General features: G+C 66.3%; 12 protein-coding genes. 2 read left to right on the forward strand and 10 right to left on the reverse strand.

The genetic code is table 11. The features are described 5' to 3' along the window. Genes HPC46_RS01560 through HPC46_RS01575 form a run of 4 tightly spaced genes read right to left on the reverse strand, consistent with a single transcriptional unit; the run spans position 1 to position 4,983 of the window. Positions 1-2,391, reverse strand: coding sequence for an aerobic carbon-monoxide dehydrogenase large subunit (locus HPC46_RS01560; RefSeq protein WP_179466441.1), 2,391 nt, complete (start codon positions 2,389-2,391; stop codon positions 1-3). After that, positions 2,388-2,864, reverse strand: coding sequence for a (2Fe-2S)-binding protein (locus HPC46_RS01565; protein WP_179466442.1), 477 nt, complete (start codon positions 2,862-2,864; stop codon positions 2,388-2,390). Before HPC46_RS01565 ends, HPC46_RS01560 begins: the two co-directional genes overlap by 4 nt. After that, positions 2,864-3,754, reverse strand: a complete 891-nt coding sequence (locus HPC46_RS01570) for an FAD binding domain-containing protein (RefSeq protein ID WP_179466443.1) — start codon at positions 3,752-3,754, stop codon at positions 2,864-2,866. Before HPC46_RS01570 ends, HPC46_RS01565 begins: the two co-directional genes overlap by 1 nt. Before the next feature lie 59 nt (positions 3,755-3,813). Continuing rightward, positions 3,814-4,983, reverse strand: coding sequence for an XdhC family protein (locus tag HPC46_RS01575; protein ID WP_179466444.1), 1,170 nt, complete (start codon positions 4,981-4,983; stop codon positions 3,814-3,816). A 23-nt stretch (positions 4,984-5,006) separates the two neighbouring features. Between HPC46_RS01575 and HPC46_RS01580 the strand changes: the two genes are divergently transcribed. After that, complete coding sequence (locus tag HPC46_RS01580) at positions 5,007-5,951, forward strand: LysR family transcriptional regulator (RefSeq protein WP_179466445.1); 945 nt, start codon at positions 5,007-5,009, stop codon at positions 5,949-5,951. Between the two features lie 15 nt (positions 5,952-5,966). Here HPC46_RS01580 and HPC46_RS01585 read toward each other — a convergent pair whose 3' ends face one another. From HPC46_RS01585 to HPC46_RS01600, 4 genes are read right to left on the reverse strand one after another with little or no spacing between them, the layout of a single operon-like run. After that, the gene (locus HPC46_RS01585; RefSeq protein ID WP_179466446.1) at positions 5,967-6,797 is read right to left on the reverse strand and encodes an oxidoreductase; all 831 of its coding nucleotides are present in this window, start codon (positions 6,795-6,797) and stop codon (positions 5,967-5,969) included. Between the two features lies 1 nt (position 6,798). Next, positions 6,799-8,061 carry a DUF1214 domain-containing protein gene (locus HPC46_RS01590; protein WP_218893525.1) on the reverse strand — a complete coding sequence of 421 codons (1,263 nt, stop codon included), beginning with the start codon at positions 8,059-8,061 and terminating at the stop codon, positions 6,799-6,801. Beyond that, on the reverse strand, positions 8,061-9,233 hold the full coding sequence (locus tag HPC46_RS01595) for a sulfotransferase family protein (RefSeq protein ID WP_179466447.1): 1,173 nt from the start codon (positions 9,231-9,233) through the stop codon (positions 8,061-8,063). The genes HPC46_RS01590 and HPC46_RS01595 overlap by 1 nt, the downstream gene beginning before the upstream one ends. Before the next feature lie 4 nt (positions 9,234-9,237). Further along, positions 9,238-9,681 (reverse strand): nuclear transport factor 2 family protein, encoded by a 444-nt coding sequence (locus HPC46_RS01600; protein ID WP_179466448.1) that lies wholly within the window; start codon positions 9,679-9,681, stop codon positions 9,238-9,240. A 62-nt stretch (positions 9,682-9,743) separates the two neighbouring features. Here HPC46_RS01600 and HPC46_RS01605 point away from each other — a divergent pair, with 62 nt between their 5' ends. After that, on the forward strand, positions 9,744-10,643 hold the full coding sequence (locus HPC46_RS01605; protein WP_179466449.1) for an SDR family NAD(P)-dependent oxidoreductase: 900 nt from the start codon (positions 9,744-9,746) through the stop codon (positions 10,641-10,643). 5 nt (positions 10,644-10,648) lie between these two features. Here HPC46_RS01605 and nhaA read toward each other — a convergent pair whose 3' ends face one another. Continuing rightward, positions 10,649-12,463 carry a Na+/H+ antiporter NhaA gene (nhaA, locus tag HPC46_RS01610; protein ID WP_179466450.1) on the reverse strand — a complete coding sequence of 605 codons (1,815 nt, stop codon included), beginning with the start codon at positions 12,461-12,463 and terminating at the stop codon, positions 10,649-10,651. Beyond that, the gene (locus HPC46_RS01615) at positions 12,460-13,572 is read right to left on the reverse strand and encodes a glycoside hydrolase family 76 protein (RefSeq protein WP_179466451.1); all 1,113 of its coding nucleotides are present in this window, start codon (positions 13,570-13,572) and stop codon (positions 12,460-12,462) included. The genes nhaA and HPC46_RS01615 overlap by 4 nt, the downstream gene beginning before the upstream one ends. Positions 13,573-13,575: the final 3 nt, after the last annotated feature.

A 13,575-nucleotide genomic window follows, 5' to 3' on the forward strand; every position in this document is an offset into this window, starting at 1 on the left:
TCAGATCGGTGGAGTGGCCCGACCCTGCATGGCTTCCCACACCCGCGACGGGGTCAGTGGCATGTCGGCATGCCGAACTCCGTACGGTGCCAGCGCGTCCACCACCGCATTGACAACGGCCGGCGGTGAGCCGACGGTTGCCGATTCGCCAATTCCCTTGGCGCCGATGGGATGATGCGGTGACGGCGTCACGGTGTGTCCGGTCTCCAGGTGGGGGACCTCGACGGCGGTCGGAATCAGATAGTCCATCAGCGAGCCGCCAAGGCAGTTGCCCTCCTCGTCGAACGCGATCATCTCCATCAGCGCCATGCCGATACCGTCGACGATGCCGCCATGCACCTGACCCTCGATGATCATCGGATTGATCTGAGTGCCGCAGTCGTCGACCGCCAGGAAGCGACGCACCTTCACCACCGCGGTGCCCGGATCGACATCGACGACGCAGAAATACGCACCGTACGGGTAGGTCAGATTCTCCGGGTTGTAGCAGACCTCGGCATCCAGACCGCCTTCCAGCCCCTCGGGCAGATCACCTGCACCGTGCGCGCGCATCGCGATGTCGGAGATGGTCACCGCCGCCGACGGGTCGCCCTTGATGTGGAAGGAGCCCTTCTCCCATTCCAGGTCGGCCACCGACGCCTCGAGCATGCCGGAGGCGATGATCTTGGCCTTGTCGCGAATCTTGCGCGCCACCAATGCCGCAGCCGCACCCGACACCGGCGTGGACCGGCTGCCGTAAGTGCCAAGCCCGAACGGCGTCTGGTCGGTGTCGCCGTGCACGACCTCGATGTCGTCGGGTGGGATGCCGAGTTCCTCGGCGACGATCTGGGCGAACGTCGTCTCGTGCCCCTGGCCCTGGGTTTGTACCGAAAGCCGAAGCACCGCCTTTCCGGTCGGATGGATGCGCAACTCGCAGCCGTCGGCCATGCCCAGGCCCAGGATGTCCATGTCCTTGCGTGGGCCGGCTCCCACCGCCTCGGTGAAGAACGACATGCCGATGCCCATCAGCTCGCCGCGGGCGCGTTTCTCGGCCTGTTCAGCACGCAACTGGTCATAGCCGATCATGTCCATCGCCAGTCGCATCGTGGCCTCGTAGTCACCCGAGTCGTACACCCAGCCGGTCTTGGATTTGTAGGGGAACTGCTCGGGCCGCAACAGGTTTGCCAGCCGCAGCTCGGCTGGATCCATCTTCAGCTCGTGGGCCAGGCAGTCGACGAGCCGCTCGACGAAGTAGACCGCTTCGGTGATCCGGAACGAGCAGGCGTAAGCGACCCCGCCGGGTGCCTTGTTGGTGTACACCGCGGTCATGTGGCAGTAGGCAGCTTCGATGTCGTAGCTGCCGGTGAACACCCCGAAGAAGCCGGCCGGGTATTTGACCGGTGCGGCGGTGCCGTTGAATGCGCCGTGGTCGGCCAGCACGGTGGAGCGCAGCGCCAGGATCTTGCCCTCATTGGTGGCGGCGATCTCGCCGACCATGATGTAGTCGCGGGCGAACCCGGTGGAGGTCAGGTTCTCGCTGCGGTCCTCCATCCATTTGACCGGCTTGCCGAGCACCAGCGAGGCCACGATCGCGCACACGTAGCCCGGGTAGATCGGCACCTTGTTGCCGAAGCCGCCACCGATATCGGGCGAGATGATCCGGATCTTGTGCTCCGGCAGCCCGGCCACCAACGCGTACAGCGTGCGGTGGGCGTGCGGGGCCTGAGTGGTGGACCACAGCGTCAGCTTGCCGGTCACCGGATCCAGATCGGCCACCGCGCCGCAGGTCTCCATCGGCGCGGGATGCACTCGGGGATAGACGATTTCCTGCTTGACGACGACATCAGCCTTGGCGAAGACGGCGTCGGTGGCCGCGGCGTCCCCGGTCTCCCAGTCGAAGCAGTGGTTGTCGGCCTTACCGTCCAGGTCGGTGCGGATCACCGGCGAGGACGGGTCCAGGGCAGTGCGGACGTCGATGACGGGATCCAGTGGCCCGTAATCGACATCGATGAGCTCCAAGGCATCTCGCGCCGAGTACCGGTCTTCGGCGACGACGAACGCCACTTCCTGGCCTTGGAAGCGCACCTTATCGGTGGCCAGTACCGCCTGGACATCGTTGGACAGCGTGGGCATCCACGCCAGCCCCTTCTCGGCCAGATCGGCACCGGTGACGACGGCCTTGACCTTCGGATGGGCTTGTGCGGCAGTGATATCGATGCTGTTGATCGTGGCGTGCGCGTACGGCGAGCGCAGGATCGCCAGGTGCAGCATGCCGGGCAGTTGCACGTCATCGACATAGTTGCCGCGACCGCGGATGAACCGGGGGTCCTCCTTACGCAGCATCCGGCCGTAGCCGCAGGGCTTCTTGTCGTTGTCGACGGTGTCTTCGGGGCGGCGCTCCACCGTGGTCATGCCTGGACCCCCTGGTTCGCGTGCTCGGCAGCCCATTGGATGGAGCGGACGATCGTCGTATATCCCGTACAGCGGCAGATCTGCCCCGAGATCGCTTCGCGGATCTCGTCTTCGGAAGGATCAGGGTTGCGGTCCAGCAGCGCGCGGGCGGTGATCATCATGCCCGGTGTGCAGAACCCGCACTGTAGGCCGTGGCACTGCATGAATCCTTCCTGCACGGGGTCGAGCGTTGCGCCGTCGGCCAGGCCCTCGACAGTGCGGATGTCGTGGCCGGATGCCATCGCGGCCAGCATCGTGCAGGACTTCACCGGCTCCCCGTCCACCGCGACCACGCAGGTGCCGCAGTTGGATGTGTCGCAGCCCCAATGGGTTCCGGTCAGGCGCAACTGGTCGCGCAGGAAGTGCACCAGCAGCATGCGGGGTTCGATCTCGGCGTTGACCTGCTCGCCGTTGACGGTCATGGTGACGTGCATCAGTTTCCCTTCGGGGCGGGGATGGCGCGGACCCGCTGCACCGCAGTGCGCAGGGTCCGGATGGTCAGTTCGGAGGCCAGATGCCGTTTGTAGTCGGCGGTGCCGCGCTGGTCGGTGACGGGCTCGCAGGCCTGCGCAGCCAACCGGCCGGCCTCGGCGAAGGTCGCCGGCGTCGGCGGCGCACCGATGAGCGCCTCGCGGACCGCCGCCAGCCCGTCGGCGTCGGCATTGACCGCCGTCAATCCGACGCGGCCTGCGACGATCTGGTCCCCCTCCAACGTCACCGCGGCACCGGCCGCGGTGACCGCCCAGTCCCCCACCCGGCGCTCCACCTTGGCGTAGGCGCTGGAGGTGTTGTGGCGCAGCGGGATCCGCACCTCGGTGAGGATTTCGTTGTGGGCCAGCGCGGTCTCGTACGGTCCGAGGATGAAATCGTCGATGCCGATCTCCCGCTGGCCGCCAGGCCCGCGGGCCACGATCACCGCGTCGAGGATCTCGCACACGGTGGACAGGTCCTCGGCCGGATCGGCCTGGCACAACGACCCGCCGACGGTGCCGCGGTTGCGCACGACGGGATCTGCGATGACCCGTTCAGCGTCGGCGAAGATCGGGCAGACCTCGAGCAGCGCGGCCGACTCGAGCACCTCGCGATGCCGGGTCATCGCACCCAGCCGGGCCAGCGTGGGCTCGACGGTGAGGTAGCCGAGCTCGCCGGCCAGGTCGTTGATGTCGATCAGGTATTCGGGGTTGGCGATGCGCAGTTTCATCATCGGCAGCAGGCTGTGGCCGCCGGCGACGACGAAGGCGCCCTCCCCCAATCTGTCCAGCAGGCCGACGGCATGGTCGACGCTAGTGGCGCGCTCGTATTCGAAGGGACCCGGAACCTGCATGTGACCGACCTCACGTCCGCCGATGGGGACACCAGTGTCGGCCTGCTATTTCAGGACCGTCAATAGCGACTTAAGTGATCGCTTAACTCCCCTGCCTGCGAAGGGTTACCGTCGTCGTCGTGATGTATCCGTCCGTCCAGCGCCGAGAGCGGCAGGCCCCCGCCGCCCCATCGGCGGGCGACGATCTCGGCGGCGATCGAGACCGCCGTCTCCTCCGGCGTGCGGGCGCCGAGGTCCAGCCCGATCGGGCTCGCAAGTTTGCTCAACTCGGCGTCGGTCAGTCCGGCCTCACGCAACCGGGCCAGCCGGTCATCGTGGGTTCGCCGCGATCCCATCGCCCCGATGTAGCCGAGGTCGAGCCGCAGCGCGACCTCCAGCAGCGGCACATCGAACTTCGCGTCGTGGGTGAGGACGCAGATGACGGTGCGGGAATCGATGGTCCCGGCCTCGGCCTGTGCGGCCAGATAACGGTGCGGCCAGTCGACCACGACCTCGTCGGCGGTCGGGAACCGGGCCGGGGTGGCGAACACCCCGCGCGCATCGCACACGGTCACGCGGTAACCGAGGAACGAACCCTGTTGGGCCACCGCGGCAGCGAAGTCGATGGCTCCGAACACGAGCATCCGCGGGCGGGGCGCGTGGCTGGCGACGAACACCTCCATGCCCTCACCGCGGCGCTGGCCGTCGGGACCATAAGTGAGCACTTCGCTTCGACCGGCGGCCAGCAGACCGCGGGCATCGTCAGTCACGGCGGCGTCGGCGCGAGCCGATCCGAGGGTGCCCTCGGCGAGGTCGGGTCCAAGAACCATCCGGCGCCCCAGCCAGGCCGGATCAGGGTGGGTGATGACGGTGGCGATCGCCACCGGGCGGTGTTCGGCGATGGCCTCGATGACCTGGTCGAGGTGCGGAAAACTGCTCTGCGACACCGGCTCGATGAAGATGTCGAGGATCCCGCCGCAGGTCAGCCCGACGGCGAACGCGTCGTCGTCGCTGACTCCGTAGCGCTCCAAACGCGGCATTCCGGTGGCGACGACTTCGGTAGCCGATTCATAGACCGCGCCTTCCACGCAGCCACCCGATACCGAGCCGCTGACCGAGCCGTCGGGTGCGACGACCATGGCCGCGCCGGGCTGGCGGGGAGCCGACCGGAAGGTGCGCACCACCGTGCCGAGACCGGCGATTTCGCCGGTTCGCCAGATGGCTGCCAGTTCTGCGAGAACGTCCTGCACGACTTCAAACGTAGGCTGATTTCGTGACACCGGCGCAACTTCGGGCCTTCTCGGCCGTCGTACGGCTGGGCTCCGTGCATGCCGCAGCAGCCGAATTGGGTGTCTCTGACGCCGGAATCTCGATGCATGTGGCGCAGTTGCGTAAGGAGCTCGACGATCCGCTGTTCAGCCGCACCTCGGCCGGCTTGGCATTCACGCCGGGCGGGTTGCGGCTGGCCAGCCGCGCCATCGAGATCCTCGGTCTGCAGCAGCAGACGGCCATCGAGGTGACCGAGGCCGCGCACGGACGGCGGCTGTTACGCATCGCCGCGTCGAGCGCGTTCGCCGAGCACGCCGCGCCGGGGCTGATCGAGTTGTTCTCGTCGCGGGCGGATGATCTGTCGGTCGAGCTGAGCGTGCATCCGACGAGCCGTTTCCGCGACCTGATCGAATCCCGGGCCGTGGACATCGCACTCGGCCCGACGGCGGGCGTCAGCACCGAACGGCCGTTCCTGAAGTACCAGATCATCACGGTCGCCTCGGCAGGCAGCCCGCTCGCCACCGGCACCCCGACACCGGCGATGCTGCGTGAGCAGCACTGGATGCTTGGGCCGTCGGCCGGTGGCATCGACGGTGAAATAGCTTCTGTTCTACAGGCTTTGGCGATACCGGAAGGGAATCAGCGGATTTTCCAGAGCGATGCGGCCGCGCTCGAGGAGGTCCAGCGGGTGGGCGGGGTGTCGCTGGCGGTCGGCTTCGCCGTCGGCAAGGATCTCTCGGCGGGCCGGTTGGTTCATGTGAAGGGACCGGGCCTGCAACTGTCCGGCGAGTGGTGTGCATCGACGTTACCGGTAAGCGCACGCCAGCCCGCGGTCACCGAACTGCTGAACTTCATCACCACGCCGCGCTGTACGCAGGCCATGATCCGCGGTACGGGTGTGGGCGTGACGAGGTTCCGGCCCAAAGTCCATGTCACGCTCTGGAGTTGAGCGCCTGCGGGGACATCAGCTCGGGAAATTCACGTCCTTGGTGACGGCTTCCCACTCGTCGATCGAAGCCGAGAACGCAGCGAGCTTGTCGCGGACCGCCTTGAGGACGTCGCGGCCGAGCAGCAGGCGTAGCGGCGGGTCGTCGAGGCCGGCGACCATCAGCACCGCCTCGGCGACCTTACGTGGATCGCCGGGCAGGTGGTCGGCGAAATCTTTGATCAAGTTCTTGCGGGTGCCGACGCTGTCGTCGTAATCACCGATCGGTGTGGACGATTCCCACATCGACCGTTTGGCCCAGTCGGTGCGGAAGGCACCCGGCTCGATGGCCGTCACCTTGATCCCGAGCGGTTTGACCTCCTGGGCAAGCGCCTCGGTGAGCGCTTCCAGCGCGAATTTCGTCGATGAGTAGTACGCGTTGGGCGGGTTGGCCACCAGTCCCGTCATCGACGAGATGTTGATGATGTGCCCGGCCCCACGTTCCCGCATCGACGGCAGCACCGCTTTGATGGTGTCGACGACACCGAAGTAGTTGGTGTCGAACAAGAGTCGGACCTTGGCGTCCTCACCTTCCTCGACGGCCGACAAGTAACCGTTGCCTGCGTTGTTGACCAGTACGTCCACCCCGCCGAACGTGGTATCGGCCGCGGCCACCGCATCGGCGATCAGGTCCTTGTCGGTGACGTCCAGCGCGATGGCCAGGGCACGATCGCCGAACTCGTCGGCCAGATCCTGCACCGATTCGATCCGCCGAGCCGTCACCACGACGTTCTTTCCGGATTCCAGTGCGGCCCGTGCGATCTCACGCCCGATACCGGTGGAGCATCCGGTAACCAGCCAGCAACCCATCTCAGTTGGTCCTCTCGTTCGGGGTGCCTTCCGGGAGCCTGCGCAGGTAGGCGCGACGGCGCTGGGCCAGTTGTTCGGCCCGCTCGGCCGGCGTCACGCGCGCGATCTCGGGTAGCTCGTCGCCGAGCTTGTCGAGTGCGACGACCCGCCCATGCGCGCCGAGATCCGGTCGCGGACCGCCCTCTTCGAACTCTGCCATCCGCAGTGTCAGGATGCCTTCACGCAGGCCGGCCGAGTCGATCCAGTTCGCCACCCCGGGATCGACTGGCGAGATCACATACGTGTAGCTGCCGTCGTCGTTGGCCACCGACTGCGCCTTGTTCAGGCTGCCTGTGCGATCGACGATATCGAGCGTGGTACCCCAGATGTTGCTCAGTGGAACCGTGAAGTATTCTGCGCCACCGTCGTTGACGTCGACCACGAATGTCTCATCCGGGCCAAGATCGAACCGGCCCATGACGTACACCTGATTCTTCATCGCGCCGACCTTGTCCGCAGACCAGGCCAGGTTGAAATTGTTGGCCGGCATCTTGTAGATGCCGTGGCTGAGCTTGCCGGTGAAGTTCGCGAAGTAGGCCATCATTTCCGCGGTGGCCTCGGCTTGTTCGTCCAGAGTGCGGGCCGGCGTGACCGGCGCCCCGCCGAGGCGCTCCACCGTGATGTGGTTGGGATCGTCACGCTCCCAATCCAGCAGAACATCGCGAATGTAGAACTCGTGCGCTTCCGCCGTCGTCTGCACGTGGTTGGGGCGACCGCCGGGGGGCGCGGAATCCACTGTGATGGTGTAACTTCCGTCGCCGTCGACGTCCATGGTCTTGCCGTTCAGCACGGCGACGGTACCCATGTTGGCATCCCAGAGCGTGAAATAATTCTCCGTCATCCGGTTTTTCCCGACACGGCCGCGGATCTCGTAGCGTTCGTCACCAGAGATCGGGATCACCCGGTAAACGGTGTCTGGATTGTCGATACCCCAACGTGATCCGGGGATCAGCCGGTCACCCACCGGATGTGCCAGCCGGGTGATGCAGCTGACCTTCGGCCGCAGCTTGTCCTGGTTGGACGACCATACCGCCGCGGAGAACATGACCTCGGCGAACGCCGCGTCGAACCGCTCCCGCATGGCATCGGAGGCTTTGGCCCGGCTCAGCCAGTTCGCCGCGACCGTCTCATAGGCTGCCCTGACCGTCGGGTGCTCGGTAAGCTCGAGTGCGGCCAGTTCCTGCTCGTGCTGCGACGGTGTCGCCACCGGATCGTCGGCGATCATCAGTCGTCCTTTCGAAAGCGTTTGTTATACAAGTCAAATCGTTCGTCCACTTGAGCATCGGTCAGCCCGTAGGCGGCCAGGTCGTAAGGCGGCCGCGGAACTTCGCGCGGACGGGAGGCCAGCCAGTCGGACATCGCCGCAACCACAGCGTCGGTCAGGGGCATTCCGAGTGCAGCGTAGATTCGCCCGACCTGACCGATCGGATCGGCGACCGCGTCGCCGTAGTGGATGTCGGTGACCCGCGACGACTCGTCGGCCCAACCGTCCCGCGCTGCCATCGCGCGATCATTGGTCCAGCCCATCCGCTCCAGCCATTGGGTGCCAACCCGATTCGTGTCGACGTTGTCGGCGTGCATGGCGTGCAGGGTCGCGTTGAGGCTGGCGCCCGAAGCGACCGTGGTTCGCGGGTCACGATGCATGTGCACGATGTGCACGTCGGGGAATTGTGCGCGCAGCGTCTCCAGATAGCCCAGGTGCGCCGGGGACTTCAGCACCCAGCGTCCGGCGGTGACACCGCGCTGACGCTTCTGCCACTGCAGGAATCGCAGCATCCGGTGCAGGTAGTCATACGCCGGCTCGAAATCCTGTGTGTTCAGCCATGATCGGTAGGTGGGCAGATGCGCCCCGGACTCCGGGACGTGAGACAGGAACGCGTCGGCCAGGAAGACGATCTCCTCCTCCGCCTCCCGCGCGTACATCGGATGGATGGCGAACAGCTCCGGCGCCAGCTCGCGTGACTTGTTCTCCCGCATCTCACTGATCGCGATGCGGGGGTCGGTACCGGCGAAGTCATATCCCAGCTTGGGCGCGGCCTCCACGACCTCCCAGCCGCGCGCGCAATGCAGTCGTTCATCGGCGGCGAGAAGACGCTGCAGCAGCGTGGTGCCGCTGCGCATCATCCCGACGACGACGATCGGGGCCTCGATGTGTTCCTCGAGGATCTCGGGATGTCGGCGGATCCATTCTTGCGTGCGCAGCCGCATACGCAGGCTGTGCACGAGACCCGACCGCAGGATGTGCTCGCCGATCGCGTTGAGCCCGGCGCCCGGATAGTCGTCGAGCAGCACCGCCAGCGGCTCTTGGAAATCCCCCGGACCCCAGTCGGTCAGACCTTCCTTGGTGACCGCGTCGGCAAGCACCCCGTCCATCGCGAACACACCCGAGGTAGCCATCGGGTCAGAACTTCAAATGCTGGCTCACGTCGCCGACCTGGTCGACGAACATGGTGCGGGAGTCGAACCACCATTGACCGTCGACCCGATGGAAGGTGTCGTGATAGTGGCCGGTGACGATCACCTGCAGCGGGAGGTCCGGCGTGGCCTGGGTGACGCAGTAGTAGGACTTGCCGCGCGCCGTGCCCGCGTCCTCGTCGAGGTAGAGCTGCACATTGCTGGTGTTGTGCTTGGTCTTCGGAGTCCCGTCCTCGTAGAGGCGGGTGGCCATCTCATACATCGCCCGCACTCGCTCGGGCCCGTCGAACACCGTCTCGGGTGGGCCGTTCTCGACGCCACAGATCCGGCCGTGCGTGAACAACGCGGCGACGCCGTCGAGGTCGCCGGCATCGAGCAGTTCGGCATAGGTGTAGATGAGGTTCGTGATCGCCTGCGCACTGTCACTCATAACAAGGGGCATGATCGCAGAGCAATTGCTTAGATGGTCTTGTTTGTCCAGAATTCATAGCTATGCTCGCCGACGTGACGCAGTGGTCGCCGACCCGGCTCGGCAATCTGACCGGTAAACGGATCATCGTGACGGGCGCGACCAACGGCGTCGGTCTCGGCACGACGCGGGCACTGGCCGGCGCCGGCGCACACGTCATCATGGCCGTCCGCAACACCGCACTCGGCGCACAGCGCGCCGCCGAGATCGGCGGCTCCACCGAAGTGCTCGAGGTCGATCTCTCCGACCTCGCCTCGGTTCGGGCATTTTCAGACCGGCTCGACGGCGACATCGACATCCTCATCAACAATGCCGGGGTGCTGACCGACCAGCGCCGCGAGACCGTCGACGGTTTCGAGACGACGCTGGGCACCAACCTGCTCGGGCCGTTTGCGTTGACCAATCTTTTGTTCGCCCGCGTGCGTTCGCAGATCATCAACGTCGCCTCCGACGGCCACCGGATGGCCACCCTTCGGCTCGACGACATGCACACGCGGCACACGAAATGGACCGCGATGGGTGCCTATACGCACTCGAAACTCGCGATGATGCTGTGGGGCCTGGAACTGGACCGGCGCCTGCGGGCGGCTCATTCCGGTGTCGTCACCCAGCTGGTTCATCCCGGCTGGGTGGCGTCCAATCTGTCGAACACCGGCGAGTCACGGTTGATGTCTTTGGCGCACAAGGCGGTCAAGATGGTGGCCGACCGGTTGGCCAACGATATCGACGAGGGCGCGGTGCCGACGCTGTACTGCATCAGTGAGCCGATACCGCCGGGCAGCTTCGTCGGGGCCAGCTCGCGGTTTGGTCTTCGCGGTGAGCCGGCCTTGATCGGCCGCTCGCCAGGGGCGTGCGATTACGATGCGGCCGCCCGAGTCGTGCAGTTCGCCGAACAGGAAACCGGCACAACACTTCCCGTCTAGCCGGCTCACGTCGGCCGGGTGGCCTCCAGCGCGCGGATCAGGCTGGCCGAATCCCACGGTCCGCGATGGCGAATGCCGTTGACGAAGAACGTCGGCGTCGCGTTGAGGTCCATCAGCTCGGCGTCCTGCGCATCGTCGTCGACCCGGTGCAGTACGCGCGGTGAGTGCAGGTCTTCATCGAATCGGGTTATGTCACAACCGACCTGATCGGCATAGCGGTAGATGTGTTGCCATTCCAGGTACTCCTGGAATTCGAACATCATCGTCCCCATATCGAAGAACTTGCCCTGCAGGGCAGCCGCCTCGCTGGCCCTGGCGGCATCCACTGCCCGCGGGTGCACCCGCTCCAACGGCAGATGCCGCCACACGTACCGCAATTGGTCACCGAAGTGGGCCCGGACTTCGTCAATCGATCCGGTGGCACGGCTGCAGAACGGGCACTCGAAGTCACCGTATTCGACCAAGGTGAGCGGCGCGTCGACCCGGCCCCGCAGGTGATCGCGGTCCGGATCGACGTCGCGGACCAGCTTGAGGCCGACCGCGACCGGTGGACTGAGCCAGTCGGTGAGCCGGAAGACCGCCCACCCCAATATGAATGCGATGACCGAGGCCGCCAGGACACCGACGCGCGCCAGATCCGCGGAATGGGGATCGGCGATCGCCAGGTCGACGATGAACAGCGAGATGGTGAATCCGATTCCGGACAGCGTTGCGCCGCCTGCGATCCGCCGTAGCGTCAACCCCGGCGAAAGCCGGCCGAGCCCGGTGCGCTGCACAATCCAGGTCGCCCCGGTGATGCCGATCAACTTGCCGAGCACCAGACCGACCACCACACCCCAGGTGAGCGGTGAGCGCATCGCGGCCATCACGGTGTCGGCGTCCAGTCGCACACCGGCATTGGCCAATGCGAACAGCGGCAGCACCCCGAAGGACACATATGGCCCGAACCCGGTCACCAGCCGCTCGTTGATCGAGATCGAGTCGCGCAGGCTGCGGGTGGCTGCCCGCGCATACTCCGAGTTCGGCGACTGGCGGAACGCCCGGATGACTTCGACTGCCGCCTCCACCCGCTGACGCTCGGGGGTGAACACCGGAATCACCAGGGCCACCACCACACCGGCGAGCGTCGGATGCACGCCGCCGTTGAACAAGGCCAACCACAGGGCAACGGCCAGAACCGAATACGTCACACCACGGATGGCCGCAGGCAGGTAGCGCACGGCGGCCAGCGCAACCATCAGCACGACGGCGATCAGCAGCGGGGCGAGCCGGATGTGGTCGGAGTAGAACAGCGCGATGGCGGCCAGCGCGCCGACGTCGTCGACGACGGCCAGGGTGAGCAGGAAGGTGCGCAGCCGCGCCGGGTATTTGGGCGCGATGATCGCCAGCGCACCGACCAGGAACGCGGTGTCGGTCGAGATGACCACCCCCCACGCGCTGGCGTTGTCGCCGGAAGGATTGAACAACAGGAAGATCACCGCGGGCAGGATCAACCCGGCGATCGCGGCGACCACCGGTACCACGGCGCGGGAACGCTCCGTCAGTTCACCGATGGTGAACTGGGCCTTGACTTCCAGGCCCACGATGAAGAAGAAGAACGCCATCAGAGCGTCGTTGACGATCTCCTTGACCGTCAGCTGGCCGTGGAATTCGCCGAAGCTCAATCCGACGTGCGTTTCCCAGAACTCGGAATAGGTGTGCGCCCAGGGCGAATTCGCCCAGAGGATGGCCACGACGGTGAAAGTCAGCAGTAATGCTGCGGCGGCGTTCTCGCCGAAACGTTTCGCTGTCGGGTCGCGACCCAGCCGGCTGCCTCTCACGCTGTCACCGTATGCGCCGCCTCCATCAACATCCAACCCGACAGCTGCACGGACAGGTCCCGCTCGGGCGTCTGCGACGAGTTCACCGCGCCCTCGACGAACTGTGCCTGGCCGCCGGCCGCGGTCGGAACCTCGGCGAGGCTGTCCCAGGAGTGCCCGAACAACGGCAACTCGTCCACACTTTGACGGTTGTCCCACGCCGCCTGCGCCGAGGCCAGGACGATCGCCCGGGCCGCGTCCCTGGCCGCCGCCGACTCATCGCCCGAGCCGGGAAGTTCGGTCGCCGCGAGCGCCAGATACCGTGCGGTGATCCCGGAGAACAGCCCGCCGTCGCCACCGCCCGCGCCGTTGAGGATTCCGCCGGGCGCCATGTGTGCCCCGATCGCCGCAACCAGCCGCCGCACCCGTGCCGGGTGGCGGTCGTCGCGGGTGCACCCGGCCAGCTCGGTCTCCAACCCCAGCACCACGCCCTGGCAGTAGGTGTACTGCGCGCGCACCAGTGAACCCCCTTGGATGCCGTCGAAGACCAGGTGCGTTTCGGGGTCGATCAACGTTTCGTCGATCCAGTCGGCCATCTGCTGGGCACGGCGCACAGGTTCGCCCCGGGAGGTGAAGTAGCGCGCCAGGAAGATCCCGGCCGGACCGTTGGCGGGCGCGTTGAAGAACTGATCCTGTTTGCGCCAAGGGATTCCACCGCCGTCCTCGGGCACCCATGCCGTCAAGAACTGTTCGGACAGGGTCGCCAGTGCGCGCGGACGATCGACCCCGGCCACCCGCCCGGCGCGCTCCAACGCCAGTGCCAGCCAGGCCATGTCGTCGTAGTAACTGTTGGTCCAGCGGCCGTTGTTCCGCAGTCGGTGTCCGCGGATCTGCCGCTTGATCGTGTCCAGCCGGTGGGCCTGCGGATCACGCAGTTGCGCGTCGATCAGGCAGTCCAGCAGGTGCGCCTGCCACCAGTAGTGCCATGTCCCGAACCAGCGGTCACCGCGGGCGGGCGGCCAGCTGACGACGCCGAGCTGGGTTCCCGGCAGACTCCACACCCGCTTCAGATGGCGCTTCGCGATCGCCGCCTCGGCGCTGGCAGCGCGGTTCGCCCACAGCTGGTCCATGCC

The organism is Mycolicibacterium vinylchloridicum, assembly GCF_013404075.1.
Classification (GTDB): domain Bacteria; phylum Actinomycetota; class Actinomycetes; order Mycobacteriales; family Mycobacteriaceae; genus Mycobacterium; species Mycobacterium vinylchloridicum.